Source organism: Streptomyces sp. NPDC048612, from assembly GCF_043199295.1.
GTDB lineage: Bacteria > Actinomycetota > Actinomycetes > Streptomycetales > Streptomycetaceae > Streptomyces.
This window is the reverse complement of the sequence record NZ_JBICVV010000014.1, coordinates 147,635-167,280: the sequence shown is the minus strand read 5'-3', so window position 1 is coordinate 167,280 and position 19,646 is coordinate 147,635. Positions and strand designations below refer to the sequence as shown.

Annotated in this window: 18 protein-coding genes and 1 pseudogene; 12 read left to right on the top strand and 7 right to left on the bottom strand. The window is 71.5% G+C overall.

The annotated features are described in order from the left end of the window. Nucleotides 1-13: 13 nt before the first annotated feature. Entirely contained in the window at nt 14-757 is a 744-nt protein-coding gene (locus ACGFN2_RS22205) for a hypothetical protein (protein WP_393362976.1), read from the bottom strand. 229 nt (nt 758-986) lie between these two features. On the opposite strand from ACGFN2_RS22205, the gene ggt reads away from it, so the two are divergent. Further along, on the top strand, nt 987-2,822 hold the full coding sequence (gene ggt, locus ACGFN2_RS22200; protein ID WP_362601362.1) for a gamma-glutamyltransferase: 1,836 nt from the start codon (nt 987-989) through the stop codon (nt 2,820-2,822). Nucleotides 2,823-2,994: 172 nt separating this feature from the next. Next, the gene (locus tag ACGFN2_RS22195; protein ID WP_362601359.1) at nt 2,995-4,482 is read left to right on the top strand and encodes an amidase; all 1,488 of its coding nucleotides are present in this window, start codon (nt 2,995-2,997) and stop codon (nt 4,480-4,482) included. Between the two features lie 25 nt (nt 4,483-4,507). Here ACGFN2_RS22195 and ACGFN2_RS22190 read toward each other — a convergent pair. The 3 genes and pseudogenes from ACGFN2_RS22190 to ACGFN2_RS22180 form a co-directional block, all read right to left on the bottom strand. Then, nucleotides 4,508-4,744, bottom strand: a pseudogene (locus ACGFN2_RS22190) (isochorismatase family protein); the annotation flags it as partial. Between the two features lie 3 nt (nt 4,745-4,747). Continuing rightward, nucleotides 4,748-6,205 (bottom strand): MFS transporter, encoded by a 1,458-nt coding sequence (locus ACGFN2_RS22185; RefSeq protein WP_362601356.1) that lies wholly within the window; start codon nt 6,203-6,205, stop codon nt 4,748-4,750. Beyond that, nucleotides 6,202-6,633, bottom strand: coding sequence for a MarR family transcriptional regulator (locus ACGFN2_RS22180; RefSeq protein ID WP_362601354.1), 432 nt, complete (start codon nt 6,631-6,633; stop codon nt 6,202-6,204). The genes ACGFN2_RS22185 and ACGFN2_RS22180 overlap by 4 nt, the downstream gene beginning before the upstream one ends. A gap of 182 nt (nt 6,634-6,815) precedes the next feature. Between ACGFN2_RS22180 and ACGFN2_RS22175 the strand changes: the two genes are divergently transcribed. Together ACGFN2_RS22175 and ACGFN2_RS22170 are read left to right on the top strand one after the other, a co-directional pair. Further along, nucleotides 6,816-7,658 carry a nitrilase-related carbon-nitrogen hydrolase gene (locus tag ACGFN2_RS22175; protein ID WP_362601351.1) on the top strand — a complete coding sequence of 281 codons (843 nt, stop codon included), beginning with the start codon at nt 6,816-6,818 and terminating at the stop codon, nt 7,656-7,658. Next, nucleotides 7,655-8,968 carry an aspartate aminotransferase family protein gene (locus ACGFN2_RS22170; RefSeq protein WP_393362971.1) on the top strand — a complete coding sequence of 438 codons (1,314 nt, stop codon included), beginning with the start codon at nt 7,655-7,657 and terminating at the stop codon, nt 8,966-8,968. The genes ACGFN2_RS22175 and ACGFN2_RS22170 overlap by 4 nt, the downstream gene beginning before the upstream one ends. Nucleotides 8,969-9,040: 72 nt before the next feature. On the opposite strand, the gene ACGFN2_RS22165 is transcribed toward ACGFN2_RS22170, so the two are convergent. Next, complete coding sequence (locus ACGFN2_RS22165; RefSeq protein ID WP_393362968.1) at nt 9,041-9,925, bottom strand: ABC transporter substrate-binding protein; 885 nt, start codon at nt 9,923-9,925, stop codon at nt 9,041-9,043. Between the two features lie 372 nt (nt 9,926-10,297). Here ACGFN2_RS22165 and hydA point away from each other — a divergent pair, with 372 nt between their 5' ends. The 3 genes from hydA to ACGFN2_RS22150 all read left to right on the top strand — a co-directional run bounded on the left by hydA (nt 10,298) and on the right by ACGFN2_RS22150 (nt 14,411). Beyond that, the gene (hydA, locus tag ACGFN2_RS22160; RefSeq protein ID WP_362601342.1) at nt 10,298-11,704 is read left to right on the top strand and encodes a dihydropyrimidinase; all 1,407 of its coding nucleotides are present in this window, start codon (nt 10,298-10,300) and stop codon (nt 11,702-11,704) included. A gap of 11 nt (nt 11,705-11,715) precedes the next feature. Continuing rightward, nucleotides 11,716-12,717 carry a TIGR03842 family LLM class F420-dependent oxidoreductase gene (locus ACGFN2_RS22155; protein ID WP_393362965.1) on the top strand — a complete coding sequence of 334 codons (1,002 nt, stop codon included), beginning with the start codon at nt 11,716-11,718 and terminating at the stop codon, nt 12,715-12,717. A gap of 131 nt (nt 12,718-12,848) precedes the next feature. After that, nucleotides 12,849-14,411, top strand: coding sequence for an NCS1 family nucleobase:cation symporter-1 (locus ACGFN2_RS22150; protein WP_393362962.1), 1,563 nt, complete (start codon nt 12,849-12,851; stop codon nt 14,409-14,411). A gap of 102 nt (nt 14,412-14,513) precedes the next feature. On the opposite strand, the gene ACGFN2_RS22145 is transcribed toward ACGFN2_RS22150, so the two are convergent. Both ACGFN2_RS22145 and ACGFN2_RS22140 read right to left on the bottom strand, forming a co-directional pair. Next, entirely contained in the window at nt 14,514-14,723 is a 210-nt protein-coding gene (locus ACGFN2_RS22145) for a DUF397 domain-containing protein (RefSeq protein ID WP_362601334.1), read from the bottom strand. Next, nucleotides 14,720-15,565, bottom strand: a complete 846-nt coding sequence (locus ACGFN2_RS22140) for a DUF5753 domain-containing protein (protein ID WP_362601331.1) — start codon at nt 15,563-15,565, stop codon at nt 14,720-14,722. Before ACGFN2_RS22140 ends, ACGFN2_RS22145 begins: the two co-directional genes overlap by 4 nt. 690 nt (nt 15,566-16,255) lie before the next feature. On the opposite strand from ACGFN2_RS22140, the gene ACGFN2_RS22135 reads away from it, so the two are divergent. The 5 genes from ACGFN2_RS22135 (at nt 16,256) to ACGFN2_RS22115 (ending at nt 19,633) form a co-directional block, all read left to right on the top strand. Continuing rightward, the gene (locus tag ACGFN2_RS22135; RefSeq protein ID WP_362601328.1) at nt 16,256-16,414 is read left to right on the top strand and encodes a hypothetical protein; all 159 of its coding nucleotides are present in this window, start codon (nt 16,256-16,258) and stop codon (nt 16,412-16,414) included. Nucleotides 16,415-16,750: 336 nt separating this feature from the next. Continuing rightward, on the top strand, nt 16,751-17,869 hold the full coding sequence (locus ACGFN2_RS22130; protein ID WP_393363061.1) for a protein-L-isoaspartate(D-aspartate) O-methyltransferase: 1,119 nt from the start codon (nt 16,751-16,753) through the stop codon (nt 17,867-17,869). A gap of 153 nt (nt 17,870-18,022) precedes the next feature. Continuing rightward, nucleotides 18,023-18,250 (top strand): hypothetical protein, encoded by a 228-nt coding sequence (locus tag ACGFN2_RS22125; protein WP_362601323.1) that lies wholly within the window; start codon nt 18,023-18,025, stop codon nt 18,248-18,250. Next, nucleotides 18,228-18,755 carry a DUF6879 family protein gene (locus ACGFN2_RS22120; RefSeq protein ID WP_393362957.1) on the top strand — a complete coding sequence of 176 codons (528 nt, stop codon included), beginning with the start codon at nt 18,228-18,230 and terminating at the stop codon, nt 18,753-18,755. The genes ACGFN2_RS22125 and ACGFN2_RS22120 overlap by 23 nt, the downstream gene beginning before the upstream one ends. Before the next feature lie 23 nt (nt 18,756-18,778). Beyond that, nucleotides 18,779-19,633 carry a helix-turn-helix domain-containing protein gene (locus tag ACGFN2_RS22115; RefSeq protein WP_393362954.1) on the top strand — a complete coding sequence of 285 codons (855 nt, stop codon included), beginning with the start codon at nt 18,779-18,781 and terminating at the stop codon, nt 19,631-19,633. Nucleotides 19,634-19,646: the final 13 nt, after the last annotated feature.

Genomic DNA, 19,646 nt, shown 5'->3' with positions numbered 1-19,646 from the left:
CCGCGCTCCCGGCTCAGGCCGCCGCCCGGTGCCCCTTCGGCTCCGGGGCCGCCAGCGCGGCCTTGGTGACATCCCCGACCAGCTCGACGACATCGGGCCCGTACGCCTGCGAGTTGACCACCTTCAGCAGCAGACAGAACTGGCCGTCGCTGCCGTGCTTACGGGCCAGCCGCGCCCGGTTGCGGACGAGATGGCGGACCGCGGCCCGGTGGGTGACCGGGCGCTGGCCGGCCGCCAGGAACACCGGCCGGTCGCCCTCGCCGGCGGTCAGCCGGGCCAGCAGGACGTACTCGACGGCGCCGGGCTCCATCCGGTACTCCGTGCCGCCGATGGTGAAGGTGCCCCGGCCCGTGCCCGACTCGTCCCCGGGGTGCACGGTCACGCCCGGCAGCAGATTGGCCAGGTGGGCCGCCAGCCGGCGGTGCGCGGTCGGGTCGCCGACACAGAACTCGGTACGCGCCCCGAAGCCCTGGAGGCCGGTGTCGTGCGGGGCGACCTCGGGGTGCGCACCACAGTTCTCGATCACCGCGGCCAGCCCCAGCAGCGCCAGCGCGTCATGGCGCGGGATGCTCCAGTGGGCCGAGGAGCTGTCGCGGTGGGTGACCAGCACGCACTCCGAACCGTCCGGCAGCCCGAAGAAGCCTTGTTCGCGGGCCGGCTTCCGGCGGGCCACCGCGGAGTATCCGGCCCAGCCGGCCACCAGGCCCACGATCAGGGCCGCGGCCGCCACGGTCAGGAGCAGCAGGGTGTCGTCCATGGCCGGGGAGCGTAGCGGCATTCCGGCGGGGTGTTCGAGGGCGGGGCGGGCGGCTGGGACGGCTTGTCCCGGTCCGTACGGGCATACCTGATCCGGGCGGAAAAGGGGCGGCTGATCCCCGCCGCCACCGGGGCCGCCGGGCCCGAAATGCCCTCTGTCGGCGGGCTGTTGCCGCGAGTAGGCTCCGGGCCCCTGCCGCCCCGTGCAGCCTCTGGGAGGAAACCCCGGTATGACCAGAGTCCGACGCCTCACCGTTCTGGGAGCGGCCGCCGCGCTGGCCGGCTCCCTGATGGCGGTCCCGGCCGCCGCCGGTTCCGCCGCGCCCGCCCGGCCCGGCCCCGCCCACCGGGACCTCGCCGCCACCGCGGCTCCGGAGAAGACCCCGGTCGCCGTCGGCTCCGGCGGCGCCGTCGCGAGCGTCGACCCGTACGCCTCGGCCGCCGGTATCGAGGTGCTCAGGAAGGGCGGCAACGCCGTCGACGCCGCGGTCGCCACCGCCGCCGCCCTCGGCGTCACCGAGCCCTACTCCGCGGGCATCGGCGGCGGCGGATACCTCGTCTCCTACGACGCCCGGTCCAGGGCCGTACGCACCCTCGACGGCCGGGAGGCCGCCCCGCGCTCCGCCGGCAAGGACCTCTTCCTGGAGCACGGCACGCCCGTCCCGTTCGACGAAGCCGTCACCAGCGGGCTCGGCGTCGGCACCCCGGGCACCGCCGCCACCTGGGACACCGCACTGCGCAAGTGGGGCAGCCGGTCCCTGGGCGAGGTGCTGCGCCCCGCGCAGCGGCTGGCCGCGGACGGCTTCACGGTCGACGAGACCTTCCGCCGGCAGACCGCCGACAACGAGGCCCGCTTCCGCGACTTCCCGGCGACCGCCCGCCTCTACCTGCCCGGCGGCGAGCTGCCGGTGGTCGGCTCCACGATGCGGAACCCCGATCTGGCCCGTACGTACGGGGAGTTGGCGAAGAAGGGCGCCGGCGCGCTCTACCACGGCGCGCTGGCCCGGGACATCGTCCGCACCGTCCGCACACCGCCGGTGCGCGCCGGCTCCCCGCGCACCGTGCGGCCCGGCGACCTGACCGCCGGCGACCTGCGCGCCTACCGCGTCCTGAGCCAGGCCCCCACCCACACCCGCTACCGCGGCCTCGACGTCTACGGCATGGCGCCGTCCTCCTCCGGCGGCACCTCCGTCGCCGAGGCGCTCAACATCCTGGAGCGGAGCGACCTGTCCCGGCTGACCGGGCGGCAGTACCTCCACCGCTACCTCGAAGCGTCCCGGATCGCCTTCGCCGACCGCGGCCGCTGGGTCGGCGACCCGGCGCAGGAGGACGTCCCCACCAAGGGCCTGACCTCCCAGCGGTTCGCCGACGCCCGCGGCTGCCTCATCCACGACGACAAGGCGCTGACCAGCCCGCTCGCGCCCGGCGACCCACGGCACCCGAAGCCGTGCGCCACGGCCGGCCGGGCCGCGCCGACGACGTACGAGGGAGAGAACACCACCCATCTGACCGTCGCCGACAAGTGGGGCAACGTCGTCGCCTACACCCTGACCATCGAGCAGACCGGCGGCAGCGGCATCGTCGTCCCGCACCGTGGCTTCCTGCTCAACAACGAGCTGACCGACTTCTCCTTCGCGCCGGCCGACCCCGCCGTGCACGACCCGAACCTGCCGGGCCCCGGCAAGCGGCCGCGCTCGTCGATGTCGCCGACGCTGGTGCTGCGGCACGGCCGGCCGGCGGTGGCGCTCGGCTCGCCCGGCGGCGCGACCATCATCACCACCGTGCTGCAGACCCTGGTCAACCACCTCGACCGCGGAATGCCGCTGGTCGACGCCATCGCCGCACCGCGTGCCAGCCAGCGCAACGCGGCCCGCACCGAGCTGGAACCCGGCCTGTGGAACAGCCCGGTCCGCCGGCAACTCGAAGCGCTCGGACACGCCTTCAAGGAGAACCCGGAGATCGGCGCGGCGACCGGCATCCAGCGGCTGCCGGACGGCCGCTGGCTGGCCGCGGCCGAAAAGGTACGGCGCGGCGGCGGCGCGGCGCGGGTCGTGCACCGGTCCTAACGCCCGCGGCACGGGAGCCCGATGTCACCTCGCCGACATGGCCGGACCGCTGTGTGCCGTCCGTGTGTCGTCGATGTGGCATCCCGCGCGGCGTCGTTGATGGCCGTGGCGGTGGCGATTAGCCTCCTGGGACCGTTCGTTCGAATGAGCGGTCCCAGGGAGGGAACGCAGCGTGAGCGTTGACGAGAGCCAGGACAGCGAGGCCGGGCAGGTCCCGGCCCGGCACATCGGTGCCACGGCGGGCGAGTTGGAGGGCCTGGCCGAGCAGGCGCGGGCGCTCGCCGAGGGCCGGGTGACCTCGACCGCGCTGGTCCGGCGGTCGCTGGAACGCATCGAGGCCACCCAGGGCACCGTCAACGCCTTCCGGCGGGTACGGGCCGAGGCGGCGATGGCGGAGGCCGCGGAGGCCGACCGCAGACTGGCGGCCGGGGAGCGGCTGCCGCTGCTCGGGGTGCCGGTCGCGGTCAAGGACGACACCGATGTGGCGGGCGAGCCGACCGCGTTCGGCTGCGCCGGGCAGTTCCCGCCCAAGGAGCGCGACGCCGAGGTCGTCCGGCGGCTGCGCGCGGCCGGTGCCGTCATCGTCGGCAAGACCAACGCCTGTGAGCTGGGCCAGTGGCCGTTCACCGAGGGCCCGGCCTTCGGCAACACCTGCAACCCGTGGAACCTCGCCCACACCCCGGGCGGCTCCTCCGGCGGGTCGGCCGCCGCGGTCGCGGCCGGGCTGGTCCCCGCCGCCCTCGGCACCGACGGCGCCGGCTCGGTCCGTATCCCCGCCGCCTGGTCCCATCTCGTCGGCATCAAACCCCAGCGCGGCCGCATCTCCACCTGGCCGGACCCCGAGGCCTTCCAGGGGATCACCGGCATCGGACCGCTGGCCCGTTCGGTCGAGGACGCGGCGCTGCTGCTGGACGTGGCCAGCGGCAACCACGACGGCGACCTGCACCGGCCGCCCGCCATCGCGGCCCGCGAGGCCGCCCGGCGCGACCCCGGGCGGCTGCGTATCGCGCTGTCCTGGAAGGCGGCCTTCACCTTCACGCCCAAGCCGCTGCACCCCGACGTCCGGGAGGCGGTGACCGGCCTGGCCCGCACGTTGGTCCGGCTCGGGCACTTCGTCGAGGAGGCGGAGCCGGACTACGGGCTGGTCGGGCTGGCCTTCGTGCCGCGGGCCACCGCCGGGGTCGGGGAGTGGGCCGACCGGGTCCCCGACCGCTCGCTGCTGGACCGCCGTACCCGGGAGGCGGCCCGGATGGGGCGGCTGCTCGGCGGGCCCGTGCTGCGCCGGGCACGCGCCGCCGAACGGCGCCAACAGCGGCGGATCGGCGCCCTGTTCGGCCCCTACGACGTGCTGCTGACGCCGACCACGGCCACCCCGCCGCCGCGCATCGGCACCCTCGCCAAGCTCAGCGGCTGGCGTACGGATCAGGCCATGATCGCGGCCTGCCCGTACGCCTGGCCGTGGAACGTCCTCGGCTGGCCGGGGGTGAGTGTGCCCGCCGGGTTCAGCACGGACGGCCTGCCGCTGGGCGCCCAGCTGCTCGGACCGGCCCACGGCGAGCCGCGGCTGATCTCGCTGGCCGCCCAGCTGCAGGACGATCTGCGCTGGCACGAGCGGCGGCCGCCCGGCCACCCGGCGCGGTACGACGGCGTCCGGTCCTGACCCCCCGGCGGGACCGCCCGCCGCCTCAGCCCAGGAGCGCGAGGATCTCCTCGGTGCTCCCGGTCTCGCCCAGCCGCGGGAAGATCCTCTCCAGGCTGTTGCGGTGCGCCCCGGCGTCCAGGTCGGTCATCGCGTCGGTGGCGAGGGTGACGTGGTAGCCGTACTCGTACGCGGCACGGGCGGTGGACTCGACCCCGATGCTGGTGGCGATGCCGCCCAGCACGAGCTGGGTCACCCCGCGGCGGCGCAGCTGCCGGTCCAGGCTTCAGCCGCCGGTCCGGGAGATGCCGGTCCGCAGGCTGCGGTCGGTGAGGGTCACCAGGAGCAGCAGTACGCCGAGGACGACGCCGGTCAGCGCGATGCCGTGCAGGCCGGGGTCCGAGGCGCGCGCCCCGTACAGCAGCCCGATGAGACCGGCCGCGGTGATCGCGCCGAGGTACTGGGCGGTGCGCTGGAGCCCGGCGGCCGCGCCCACCCCGTCGGCCGGTGCCTGGGCGTAGACCGCGGCCTGATTGCCGGTGGCGGCCAGCCCCTGCGGGATGCCGAAGAGCACCCCGGCGCACAGCAGCGCGACCAGCGGACTGCCGCCCTGCACCAGCAGGAGGGCCGCGCTGCCGAGCGCGAGGCAGCCGGCGGCGACGGCCAGCGGGGCGCGGATGCCCTTGGTGCGGGCGCCCCAGATCGCGCAGCACGCCGCCGCGCCGGACATCGGCAGCATGACCAGACCGGCCTGGAACGAGGAGAAGCCGTGCGCCTGCTCCAGCCACTGGCTGAAGCCGTAGAGCACGCAGTAGAGGACCAGGTAGGCCAGCCCGTGCCGGAGGTAGGTGCGGACCAGCGGGCCGTTACGGGCGAGCATCCGCAGATCGAGGAACGGCTCCGGACGGCGCAGCTGCCACCACACCAGGACGCCCGCCAGACCGAGGGCCGCCACCGGCAGTGGCCACCGCGGGTCCCGGAGGTCCATCAGGAAGACCATCGCGCAGGTCAGCACTGCGGCGAACAGCACCATGCCCAGCAGGTCGAACGAACGCGCGCGAGCGCCCTCGGTCCGTCCGCCGCCGGTGTCCTTCCGGTCCGCGGGGAGCCAGGCGAGCGCGCCGAGCAGGGCGAGCAGCGCGAGCGGGATGTTGACGGCGAACACCGCGCGCCAGCCCGCGGTCGCGGCGAGCAGCCCGCCGAGAGCGGGACCGAGCGCCGCACTGCCCAGTGCGGCGAGCGAGAGCCGCCCGAGGACGTACCGCGGGGTGGGCTCGCCCAGCCGCCGCGACTCGGCGCGCAGCAGCGCCATCGCCGCCGGGTAGGCGGCCGCGGTGCCGATCCCGAGCACGACCCGGGAGACGATCAGCAGCGGGAAGCCGGTCGCGAGCGCCCCGATGAGGCCCGCCGCGCAGACGGTCAGCGCACCGGCGGCGAACACCCGGCGGGGGCCGGCCCGGTCGGCGAGCCGCCCCAGTGAGGGCTGGCCGACCGCGCTGGACAGATACATCGCGGAGACGAGCCAGGCGGTGCCGGCCGGGCCGACGTGGAAGTCCCGGCCGATGGCCACCAGGGCCGTGGCGATCATCGTCGAGTTGAGGGGGTTCAGCAGCGAGCCGAGCAGCAGCGGGGTCATCAGCCGGGCGCCGAAGGCACGGCCGGGGCCGCCGGCGGGCTCACCGGAGCCGGCCGGCGCTTCCCCCGTGCGGGCCGCGGCCCCTTCCGCGGCGGCGGTCTCCCTCATTCCGGCATCAGCCGCCGTATCAGCCCGGCCGCCGTCTCCAGGGTCTGCCGCTCCTCCGGGGTCAGCCGGTCGGCGAGCGCCACCGCCAGCCAGTTGTGCTTGGCCTGCCGTACGGCACCGAGCACCCGGTGGCCCTCGTCGGTGAGGGAGAAGACCACCTGCCGGCCGTCGGTCGGGTGCGGACTGCGGGCGAGGATGCCGCGCTCCTCCAGGGCCGCGACGGTCTGCCGCATGGACTGCGGGCGGACCAGTTCGGCGCGGGCCAGCGCCGCGGTGGTGGCCGGTCCGCCGGTGTCGATCCGGGAGAGCACCGCGCGCTGGCTCGGGGTGAGCTCTCCCTGGGGTGAGGCGGCGCGCAGATGCCGCATGAGCTGCACCACGGCCGCTCCGAGGTCTCCCGCCAGGCGTTCCACATCGTTTTCCGGCATATGTCCAGCGTACGAGATCAACAGGTAAACTTCCAAGTTTGCCTGTTGATTTTCCGGTGCGCCGACGGACGCGCCACGGGGGAGATGGTCTTGCCACGGTCCGTGACGGGGCTTACGGTCACCTCCACACGCGTAGATCCCCGCGCGGGCTGCAGGCTGACGCATCGACAAAGGAGCAGCTCATGGCCGATGTTGTGCGTGCCGCACTGGTCCAGGCGACCTGGACCGGCGACACCGAATCGATGATCGCGAAGCATGAGGAGTACGCCAGAGCGGCGGCCGCGCAGGGTGCGAAGGTGATCGGCTTCCAGGAAGTCTTCAACGCCCCGTACTTCTGCCAGGTCCAGGAGCCCGAGCACTACCGCTGGGCCGAGCCGGTGCCCGACGGCCCGACCGTCCGGCGGATGCAGGCCCTGGCCCGCGAGACCGGCATGGTCATCGTCGTCCCCGTCTTCGAGGTCGAGCAGTCCGGCTTCTACTACAACACCGCGGCCGTCATCGACGCCGACGGCACGGTCCTGGGCACCTACCGCAAGCACCACATCCCGCAGGTCAAGGGCTTCTGGGAGAAGTACTACTTCAAGCCGGGGAACGCCGGCTGGCCGGTCTTCGACACCGCCGTCGGCAAGGTCGGCGTCTACATCTGCTACGACCGCCACTTCCCCGAGGGATGGCGGCAGTTGGGCCTCAACGGCGCCCAGCTCGTCTACAACCCCTCCGCCACCTCCCGCGGCCTGTCCGCCTACCTCTGGCAGCTGGAACAGCCCGCCGCCGCCGTCGCCAACGAGTACTTCATCGCGGCGATCAACCGGGTCGGCGTCGAGGAGTACGGCGACAACGACTTCTACGGCACCAGCTACTTCGTCGACCCCCGCGGCCAGTTCGTCGGTGACGTCGCCAGCGACTCCAAGGAGGAACTGGTCATCCGCGACCTCGACTTCGCACTGATCGACGAGGTCCGCCAGCAGTGGGCCTTCTACCGCGACCGCCGCCCCGACGCCTACGACGGGCTGGTGCAGCCATGAGCCACGAACCCCCGAGCCTGCACGCCCGTCACCGTTCGGTCCTCCCCTCCTGGCTGAGCCTCTACTACGAGCGGCCGCTCGAACTCACCCACGGCGAGGGCCGCCACGTCTGGGACACCGAGGGCAACCGCTACCTCGACTTCTTCGGCGGCATCCTCACCACCATGACGGCGCACGCCCTGCCCGAGGTGACCAAGGCCGTCGCCGAACAGGCCGGCCGGATCATCCACACCTCGACGCTCTACCTCTCGCGCCCCATGGTCGAGCTGGCGGAGCGGATCGCGGCGCTCTCCGGCATCCCCGACGCCCGGGTCTTCTTCACCACCTCCGGCACGGAGGCCAACGACGCGGCCCTCCTGCTGGCCACCACGCACCGCCGCTCCAACCAGGTCCTGGCGATGCGCAACAGCTACCACGGCCGGTCCTTCTCCACCGTCGGCATCACCGGCAACCAGAGCTGGTCACCCACCAGCCTCTCGCCCCTCCAGACCCTGTACGTGCACGGCGGGGTGCGCAGCCGCGGCCCGTACGCGGACCTCGACGACCGCGCCTACACCGCGGCCTGCGTCGCCGACCTGGAGGACATGCTCCAGCAGACCGCGGGCGGGGTCGCCGCGTTGATCGCCGAACCGGTCCAGGGCGTCGGCGGGTTCACGATGCCGCCGGACGGCCTGTACGCCGCGTTCCGCGAGGTGCTCGCCCGGCACGGCATCCTCTGGATCAGCGACGAGGTGCAGACCGGCTGGGGCCGCACCGGCGACCACTTCTGGGGCTGGCAGGCGCACGACGGCAACGGCCCGCCCGACCTGCTGACCTTCGCCAAGGGCATCGGCAACGGCATGTCCATCGGCGGGGTGGTGGCCCGCGCCGAGGTGATGAACTCGCTCTCCGCGAACTCCATCTCCACCTTCGGCGGCAGCCCGGTCACCATGGCCGCGGGCCTGGCCAACCTCGGCTACCTCCTGGAACACGACCTCCAGGGCAACGCCCGGCGGGTCGGCGGCCTGCTCATCGAGCGGCTGCGGGCGGTCACGGCCGGCCTCGACCTCGTACGGGAAGTCCGCGGCCGCGGCCTGATGATCGGCGTCGAACTGGTCCGCCCCGGCACCGACGAGCCCGCGCCGGAGGCCGCCTCGCTGGTCCTGGAGGCCGCCCGCGAGCGCGGCCTGCTGATCGGCAAGGGCGGCCAGGGCGGCGCCTCGCTGCGCCTCGCACCCCCGATGACGCTGACCGTCGCCGAGGCGGAGGAGGGCGCCGGCCTGCTGGAAGACGCGCTGCGCACGGCACAGGGACAACTGGCCCCGTCGTAGCGGACGCGGCCGTGGCGGGGGCGTCGCCGGGCGCGGGGCCCCCGTCCGCCGCCGTGCCGGGCCCGGCACGGCTCATCCGGTCCCGGCGGTCTCCCGCACCGTGTCGGCCACCAGGGTGAAGAAGCGGGTGTGCGCCCGCCGGCTGCACGGGGCCTCCGGGTTCCACGGCAGCAGCCGGGACCGGGCCTCCAGCGCGCGCCAGTGGGCATCGGACCGCAGCTGTTCGGGCCGGGCGGCGTTGACCCGGACGTCCATCAGCACGATGTCCGGCGCCAGCGCCGCGGCGTCCGCCCAGCCGACGGTGGACCAGTTCACCCCGGCGCCCGCGGCCGGCTGGAGCAGGTCCACACCGTGCTCGGTCAGCGCCCGCAGATCCGGCCAGGAGCCGGGCCGGGCCAGATGCACCCGCTCCGGGCCCGCGGGCGACAGCGCCAGCACCCGCGGCCGCGCCGCGCCGCCCGCCGCCTGCCGCAGGGCGTCCTCCGCGGCGTCCAACTCCCGCGCGCGGACGAGGGGTTCACCGTGACCGAGCGAACCGGCGAGCGCCGCGAACCGCTCGCGCACCTCGGGCAGGCTCCGGCCGGGACCCACCGCGACGGTGGCGACCGGGACATGGGTCTCCAGCTCCAACGCGGTCTTCGGCTCCAGCCCGTAGACCTGCTCACCGTCGTACGTCACGGCCACCACGAGGTCCGGCTCCGCCTCCAGCAGGGAGTCCGGGTGCAGCGCACCGCCCGAACCGAGATAGGGGAGCTCCGCGAGCGGCAGTTCGCCGGCCTTGGCGGGGTCGGGGGCGGCGCCGTCGTGCTGGGAACCGAAGAGCCCCACCGGGCGTATGCCGTGGTCCCACAGCGTCGCCCCCGCCTGTATGTACGCCACGATCCGCAACGGCCGGTGGCCGGCCACCGCAAGGCGCCCCCGGTCGTCGGAGAACTCCCACGGTGTGCTCTGCTCCATGAAGCCGCCGCCTTTCCGATCCGTCCGTCAGAATGCCGGGCCGCCCGCGGGGTTCGCCCGCCGGTCCGGCGGAATACCTGCCCATCGCGTCACTCCCGCACCCCTCCCGCGGACACCGCGCGCCCCATGACCGCGCCCCGCGTTGAACCGTCCAGCTGATCGTCGGCGCAACACGAACATCTCCGCTGATGAACGGTCACGGTATTGCCACGGTGGGTGACATGCTTCTACGGTCTCCTTCTCAACCGTGATCTACGGGTGTAGACCGGTTGTGGCGTGGCGTCAGCGGAGCAGACCTGCCGGGGGGATGGTGCGCGTCGGGCTCCGCCTTCCCGTGCCACCGATGTCACTGGTGTGGAAGGGAGCAGGATTGTGAGCCGTACGGTCGTCCAGGGCGGACTGGTGATCACCGCCGCCGATGAGGTCCACGCCGATGTCCTGGTGGAGGACGGCCGGGTCGCCGCCCTCGCGGCACACGGCAGCGCCACCGCCGGCGGCTGGACCGGCGCCGCGGACCGCGTCATCGACGCCACCGGCAGATACGTCATCCCGGGGGGCGTCGACGCGCACACCCACCTGGACTTCCCGTTCGGCGGGACCTTCTCCTCCGACAACTTCGAGACCGGGACCCGCGCCGCCGCCTGGGGCGGCACGACCACTCTCATCGACTTCGCGGTCCAGTCCCGCGGCAAGTCGCTGCGCGCCGGCCTGGACGCCTGGCACGCCAAGTCCGACGCCCAGTGCGCCATCGACTACGCGTTCCACATGATCCTCTCGGACGTCAACGAGCACACCCTCAAGGAGATGGACCTCCTGGTGGCGGAGGGCGTCACCTCGTTCAAGCTGTTCACCGCCTACCCCGGCGTCTTCTACAGCGACGACGGGCAGATCCTGCGCGCCATGCAGCAGTCCGCCGACAACGGCGGGTTGATCATGATGCACGCCGAGAACGGCATCGCCATCGACGTCCTCGTCGAACAGGCGCTGGCCGCGGGCCATACCGACCCGCGCTACCACGGCGAGGTCCGCCGGGTGCTCCTGGAGGCCGAGGCCACCCACCGCACCATCCAGCTCGCGCGGGTGGCCGGCGCCCCGCTCTACGTCGTCCATGTCTCCGCCGAGGAAGCCCTCGCCGAGATCTCCCAGGCCCGCGACAAGGGGCTGAACGTCTTCGGCGAGACCTGCCCGCAGTATCTGTTCCTGTCCACCGACAACCTCGCCGAGCCGGACTTCGAGGGCGCCAAGTACGTGTGCTCCACACCGCTGCGGCCGCGGGAGCACCAGGAGGCGCTGTGGCGCGGGCTGCGCACCAATGACCTCCAGGTGGTCTCGACCGACCACTGCCCGTTCTGTTTCCAGGGGCAGAAGGAGCTGGGCCGCGGCGACTTCTCCAAGATCCCCAACGGGATGCCGGGCGTGGAGAACCGGATGGACCTCCTCCACCAGGGCGTCGTGGAAGGCCGGATCAGCCGCCGCCGCTGGATCGAGATCGCCTGCGCGACCCCGGCCCGGATGTTCGGCCTCTACCCGAAGAAGGGCACCATCGCCCCCGGCTCCGACGCCGACCTCGTCATCTACGACCCGACCGTCCAGCAGACCGTCTCCGCCCAGACCCACCACATGAACGTCGACTACTCGCCCTACGAGGGCAAACAGCTCACCGGGCAGGTCGAGACCGTGCTCTCGCGGGGCGAACTCGTCCTCGACCGCCGGGAGTACACCGGACGCGCGGGACACGGCCAGTACATCCCACGCGGCACCTGCCAGTACCTCATCTAAGGAGCACCGCCGTGGACTTCGGACTCGTCCTGCAGGCCGACCCGCCCGCCTCCGCCGTGGTGTCCCTGATGCGCCGTGCCGAGCGCAACGGCTTCCGCTACGGCTGGACCTTCGACTCGACCGTGCTGTGGCAGGAACCGTTCGTCATCTACAGCCGGATTCTGGAGCACACCGAGCGGCTGATCGTCGGCCCGATGGTCACCAACCCCACCACCCGCACCCCCGAGGTCACCGCCTCCACCTTCGCCACCCTCAACGACATGTACGGCAACCGCACCGTCTGCGGCATCGGGCGCGGTGACTCCGCGATGCGGGTGGCCGGGCGCCCGCCCAACACCCTGGCCCGGCTGGGCGAGTCGATCGGCGTCATCCGTGACCTCGCCGAGGGGCGCGAGGCGTACGTCGGCGACCACCGGGTCAAGATCCCCTGGATCAAGGACGGCAAGCTCCCGGTGTGGATGGCCGCCTACGGGCCCAAGGCCCTCGCCATGGCCGGCGAACTCGCCGACGGCTTCATCCTCCAGCTGGCCGACCCCTTCCTCACCGAATGGATGGTCAAGGCCGTACGGACCGCAGCGAAGGACGCCGGCCGCGACCCGGCCGACATCACCATCTGTGTCGCCGCCCCGGCCTACGTGGGCGACGACCTCGACCACGCCCGTGAGCAGTGCCGCTGGTTCGGCGGCATGGTCGGCAACCACGTCGCCGACCTCGTCGCCCGCTACGGCGAGCACTCCGGCATGGTGCCGGACGAGCTGACCGCCTACATCGCGTCCCGGGAGGGCTACGACTATGCCCACCACGGCCGGTCGGGCAACCCGGACGCCGGCTTCGTGTCGGACGCCGTCGTCGACCGCTTCTGCCTGCTCGGCCCGGCCGCCGCCCACGTCGACAAGCTGCGGCAGCTCCAGGCCCTGGGCGTGGACCAGTTCGCGCTCTACGCCATGCACGACGCCAAGGAATCCACCATCGACGCCTACGGAGCGGAGATCCTTCCCGCGTTCGCCGACTGAACGGGGCCCGGTGCGCGGCGCGTTGCGGACCTGCGTGCGCCGCGCCCGGCCCGGCCGCCGGGCGTCCCGGCCGCGCCGCGCACCGCGCCGCCCGGCGACCGGCGGCCCGCACCCGGACGAAAGGTCCCCGCATGTCCGCGTCCTCCTCACCCCTGCCGCCGGAGAACCCCATAGCGCCGACGGGACAGCTCACCGCCCCGGACGGCCGGGTCGAACCGGCACCGGGCACCATCGCCGCGCACGGCCCCTACGTCAACGCCGACCTGCGCCCCGTGCCGCTGGCCGCCCGCCGCTGGACCACCTACAACTTCGCCGCCCTGTGGGTCGGCATGGCCCACAACATCCCCTCCTGGACACTCGCCTCCGGCCTGGTCGCGCTCGGCATGGACTGGAAGCAGGCGGTACTGACCATCGCGCTGGCCAACCTCGTCGTCCTCGTCCCGATGCTGCTCACCGGACACGCGGGCCCGAAGTACGGCATCCCCTTCCCGGTGCTCGCGCGGGCGTCGTTCGGGCTGCGCGGCGCCAACCTGCCGGCGCTGGTGCGGGCCGCCGTGGCCTGCTGCTGGTTCGGCATCCAGACCTGGATCGGCGGCCAGGGCATCTACATCCTGCTCGGCAAGATCTTCGGCGGCGGCTGGGCCGGGGCGACGGAGTTCGCCGGTTACCCCTGGACGCTCTGGCTGTGCTTCCTGGCCTTCTGGGCCCTCGAACTCGCCATCATCCTCCGGGGAATGGAGACCCTGCGCCGCTTCGAGAACTGGGCCGCGCCCTTCGTCCTCATCGGCGCGCTGGCACTGCTCGGATGGATGGCGGCCAAGGCGGGCGGGTTCGGGCCGCTGCTGGGCCAGCCGAGCGCCCTGGGCTGGGGCGAGGACTTCTGGCCGGTCTTCTTCCCGTCCCTCATGGGAATGATCGGCTTCTGGGCGACGCTGTCCCTGAACATCCCCGACTTCACCCGCTTCGGCGCCGGCCAACGAGCCCAGGTCTGGGGCCAGTCCCTCGGCCTGCCGACCACGATGACGGCCTTCGCCCTGCTCTCCGTCCTGGTCACTTCCGGCTCCCAGGCGGTGTACGGGGCGCCGATCTGGGACCCCGTCGCCCTGGCCGGCAAGTCCGACAACGTCTTCGGACTGCTCTTCGCGCTGGTCACCGTCCTGATCGCGACGATCTCGGTCAACATCGCGGCCAATGTCGTCTCGCCCGCCTACGACCTGGCCCACCTGGCGCCGAAGCTCATCAACTTCCGTACGGGCGCACTGATCACCGGTGTGGTCGGCGTGATCATCCTGCCGTGGAAGCTCACCGCCACCCCCGAGCTGTACATCTTCACCTGGCTCGGGGTGGTCGGCGGACTGCTCGGCACCGTCGCCGGCATCCTCATCGCCGACTACTGGATCATCCGGCGGACCGTCCTCGACCTCACCGACCTCTACCGCCCCGACGGCCGCTACTGGTACACGGCCGGCTGGAACTGGCGCGCCGTCCTCGCCTTCGTCACCGGCGGACTGCTCGCGGTGGGCGGCTCCTACTCCCACCCCGGCAAGGGCCCCTTCCCCGCCGACGGCCTCCTCCCGTTCCTCAAACCACTGGCCGACTACGGCTGGGCAGTGGGCCTGGCCACCGCGCTGGTCCTGTACACGCTGCTGATGGCCGGGGCGTTGGGACGGGGCGGGAGGGCGCGGGTGGTCTGAGGGGCCGCACGGGCGGTCCGGCTGGGGCTTTACGGCGGCCGGGCGCACAGCGGCCCCCTCCCGGGCATCCGGGAGGGGGCCTTCGGCACGTCGGCGTACGCGCTACGCGGGGAAGTTCCCTGCCTGCACACCGGTGACGAACGCTGACCATGCTGTCGGCTCGAACATGAGGGCCGGGCCTTCAGGGGCCTTGCTGTCTCGGATGGGAACCGCGCCGTGGGCGCCTGCATGCGCCGGTGCCCACTCCAGGCAGTTGCCGCCCTCTCCGCTGCTGTAGCTTGACTTGATCCACTGGGCCGGACCGTTCTTCACGACAGTTTCTCCATCTGCTCAATGATCAAGCGCGCGCTCTCCCGTGCCGGAAGTGCCTCGCTCGTGAGTTCATCGTAAGTACGGAGCGCCGTCCGCACGTGGTCAGGATCTTCCACGATACCGGCGGTACGGTAACTCTCCACGCAGACAGTGACGGTATGGCTGGGAGCGGTCAGGAGTGTCACGGGCCAGTCGCTGAAAAGGTGCGCGGGTGCGTCCAGCGGGAGGATTTGGACTCGGACGGTCGGACGCTCCCCGGCTTCCAACAAGGCTGCCAGTTGGCGACGCATGGCGTCCGGCGGGCAGAGGCGACGGCGTAGGACTGACTCACAGAGCACCACCTGGACGTCCGGAGGGGTGTCCCCGCCCAATATCGACTGGCGTGTAAGCCGGTTGCTGATGTGCGCAGACACCTCAGCATCCGTTGCCCGCGGGGCACTGCCCTTGAACAAGGGGCGTGCGTAGTCCGCTGTCTGGAATAGCCCCGGAATGATCGTGGGGGACCACTCCCTGATCACCACGGCGGTACGTTCAAGGGCCATGCGTTGTCGGTACAGCGATGGGAACGACCTCGCCACAACTTCCTCGTAGAGCCGCTTGAACTTCCCGTCGGTCTTGAAGACCTGGTCCAGGACAGCCGGAAGGTCCGGAGGGATGGGCCCCTTGCACGTCTCCACGCGGGAGATTGTGCTCTTGGACGTTCGGGTCAACTTCCCCAGCTGGGTCTGGTTCAGAGGCTCGTCCGGGTACAGCTCTCGCGCGCTCTTGCACTCTTCGGCGAACTCACGGCGCGGGTCGTCTGCTCCCTCCGTGGCCCCTGATGTGTCGTCATCAGCATGCATTTCTCCCCCTGACCATTGACCTGGTCACTGACAATCGTGGCGGCGTTTAGGCCGGTCAAAGGCACACGCATATGCCAGCACGACCAACGCCCAGACCGGGCGCTGAATCGCTCCTCAGAGTACCGATTTCTGCCCCACTCTTGTCACCAACCAGGCGCAGAGAGTGAGGGGTTCGGATGGGTGAGCGAGAAGTTTCAGCGTCCAGGGGCGCTGCGGGTGCGGCCGCGGCACGTGCCGGACTGGAGCGGATGCGCGATGAATGGGAGTGAGAACGGACCTGCGTTCGTCGGCGCGAAGCTGGAGCCCGTTCCGGTCCCGGGGTGCGACGTGTGTGAATCCTGCGGCCGGGAGCGGGAGGTGGCCCGGCAGGCGGGCCGGTCGTTGGAGGTCCGGAGCCTGAACGGCGTGATCGCGGGCCACCCCCACGGAAGGGAGGCGCGGGCGTGACCAGGACGCAGGCACCACCCGATTTCTGCGCGTCGCCCCACCAGCTCACGACGCGGGCACCCCTGCGGGGTGCGTCGTGAGCTGTGCGAAGTGCGCTGACCTGGAACGGGAGTTGAAGGCGGCCGAGAGGGCCGGCGACCGGACTCGGGTCGTGGACTGCCGGGTGCTGCTCCGACGTCATCCGCAGCACGACGACGTGCCCATGGCGGCCACCGAGCGTGCCCAGAAGGGAGGGGGCGGGGAATGAGCAGGCCGCTGAACGCCCGCAAGCCGCGGGGTGACTTGAAGCAGACCGGCGCCGTGGCGAAGGACGACCGGAACGCGGGCAAGCAACACGCGGAGAAGGCCGACCTGTTGGACCGGATGCGCGAGCGCATCCACGGAAAGCCGGACGCCGGCTAGCCCCGGACTCCGCCTCTCTGCCGGATGCCCGTTCCGGCACCCCGCGTTGTTGAGCGATCCCGGCAGGGGGCGGGCAAGGCCCCGGGCGACTGTCCCACGGACAGCGGCAGTCGGACGGGTGAGCAAGTACCGAGAGAGCACATGGAGGAGCAGTGATCATGATCCTTGCGTATGACGGTGGCGACAAGGTCCCGGGTGAGCCGTGGCCCGGCCCGCAGACGCCCCCGACCCCGGACGGTGGTCCCGGTGTCCCCAACCCGCCCAAGGGTGACTGAACCCGTGACCACCGACGCACCCGAGGAGCGCCCCGGCCTCGACAGGCTGGGGCGTGCCCTCATGTCCTCAGGCGCCCTGTCCTCCGACTGGGCACCCTCGTACGCGGCTGTTCCCCGCTCCACCGTGCTGCCGGACCTCATGTGGCCGTTTGACATGGAGGTCGGCCGGAGCGTGGCCGTTTCCAGAGCGGACGACCCCACCAGGTGGCAGGAGTTCGCGGACTCCGACGTACCGATCGTGACGCAATGGGACGACGGGAAGCACACCGGCACCGCACCGGGGCACGTCCCGACCAGTTCCGCGTCCATGCCCTCGGTCGTCTTCCGGATGCTCCAGGACCTGGACCTCCGGCCGGGCCACAGGGTCCTGGAAATCGGCACCGCCACCACCTGGAACGCCGTGCTCATGGCCCACCGCACCGGGCCCGGGTGCGTGACCACGGTGGAGGTGGACCGGACCGTCGCCACGGCAGCCATGGCGACCGTGGAGCGGCTGGGAATCCCTCTGCGTGTTGTCCACGGCGACGGGCTCCAGGGCTACCCGGAGGCAGCGCCGTATGACCGGGTGATCGCCACGTGCGGCCTCCGCGCCCTCCCGTTCGCGTGGGTGGCGCAATGCCGGGCCGGTGGGGTCATCGTGACTCCGTGGGGCACGGACTACAGCCACGCCGACGCGGTGGCCCGCCTCGTGGTGGCACCGGATGGGCAGAGCGCTTCGGGTGCCTTCACCGGCCCCGTGGAATTCATGAAGCTCCGCTCCCAACGGTTCGTTCCCCGGGCGCACTCCGAGTACGTCACGGGGAGCGTGACGGACGGCGAAGAGTCATCAACGACGATCACCGAAGCGGAGTTCGTCGGGGAGCGATTCGGCCCGGAGCGCTTCGCCATCGGACTCCGTGTCCCGCAGTGCTCCTACGTCGAGGCGAACAAGGACGACGGCACTCGGCCGGTCTGGTTCTACGGCCTGAGTGACACCTCATGGGCGTGTGTGCAGTTCCGGGACGGGAAACCGGGCCGCGTATGGCAGTTCGGCCCGCGCCGACTCTGGGACGAGGCGGCGAACGCGTACCGATGGTGGGACGCCCATGGCCGCCCGGCCCCCTCGCGGTTCGGTCTGACCGTGACCGCTGAAGGCCAACGGGTGTGGCTGGACGACCCCGCCCACTCCTGGCCCCTTTGAGGCCGGCCCCGTCCGTGTGTTGCGTTGTGGCGCGTGGGGCGGGCCTCCTTCCTGGGCTGAACCTGTGCAAGTTGGTGCAAGTTTGCTGCGCTGCTCGATGAGTTGAGTGCAAGGTCGTACAGAGAATTCGTCTTCCGCAACAAGGAGGTCACCATGGCTCTGCACATGCTCGGCAAGGACCCTGAGTCACTTGAGGGCAAGTCGCCGACCGTGTACTACGACGATCAGGCAGACAACTACCTCGTGCAGGGGTGGAAGGTCTTGGACGGCGAGCGGCTGTCCCAGCTCGACCTCCCGTCCCACGAGACGGTTGTCGAGATCCCTAAGCGCATGATGCAGTTCTTTCCGGAGGTGAACAATGGCCGAGGAAGTGACGTTTGAGGACCTGTTCCGGCAGGCCAAGCACTCTGCCGTGCATCTGGAGATGCGGGACGGCTACATGCGGTCCGACCCGAGCTTCGTCTCCTGGCAGCGCGACCCTGACAGCGTCTTGTCCGACTGGGACCCGAAGTCGCGCCCCTGGCTGGCTCTGATGCAGGAGATCACCGGCCGTGGGGTTGAGGTTCGTCGCGCCCGGGTCTTCTCGGAGCCCATGAGCGACTACCTCCGCTTCGAGCACTTCCTCACGCCGGGCAACGTTGCGGCTGGGGAACAGGTTCGGTGGCTCCCGCGACGCATGGCTTCGGGGCTGGCCCTCCCCGGTAACGACTTCTGGCTCTTCGATGACAGCCTTGTCGTGTTCTTGCACTTCACCGGCGAGGGTGAGCTGTCCCCCGAGGGCGATGAGGAGCGAACGACCGAGTCATCCGCGGTGAGTCTGTGCTCCACCGCCTTCGAGTCGGTTTGGCAACGTGCCGTCCCGCACGAGGAGTACAGGCGGGCCTGAACCATCACCAGGGCTGAACTTCTGTGTCCCCGTCGTCGCCGCCATCCAGCGTCCAGGAGGCCAGGGCAGCGCTAGGAAAGCGCCTCCGCGAGATCCGCAAGGACTCCGGCCTGACCGCCCGCGCCGTGGCGGCGGCGGCAGGATGGCACGAATCGAAGAGTTCGCGGCTTGAGAACGGGAAAACCTCTCCCTCCGATGGAGATATTCGGCTCTGGACCTACATTTGCCGTGCTGAGGAACAAACCGCAGACCTCATTGCCACGGCACGTGGTATCGACGGCATGTACATCGAGTGGCGCCGCATGGAGAGTGCGGGCCTGAAGCGCGTCCAAGAGTCCGTGCTGCCACTGTTTGAGCGAACCATCTGGTTCCGCTTCTATCAATCCCAGGTCATCCCGGGATTGCTCCAGACCCAGTACTACACCCGAGCCGTTCTCGACACAGTCGTGGCCCTGAGGCAGGCGCCCGGCGACGTCGAAGAGGCCGTCGCAGAACGCATGAACCGGCAGCGGGTTCTGCGCAAAGGAGGGCGCCGCTTCGCTTTCCTGATTGAGGAATGGGTTCTTCGCTCGATCATCGGCACGCCGGACGTGATGGCGAACCAGCTCGGGCACCTCATCGGGATGACGGCCACCCCCGCCGTGAGCCTTGGGGTGATCCCCATGGGTGTGGTGCGAGGCAATGCATGGCCTGTCGAACCCTTCTCCATGTACGACGAGATGCAGGTATCCGCAGAGCTTGTGTCCGCCGGCCTCACCGTGACGCAGCCACGTGAGATCGCCGAGTACTCGAAGGCCTTCACCGAACTGGCACGTATCGCCGTCTTCGGAGCCTCCGCCAGGAAGCTGATCACGTCGGCGATCAATGCCCTCGGGTGAATGCATGCAAGTC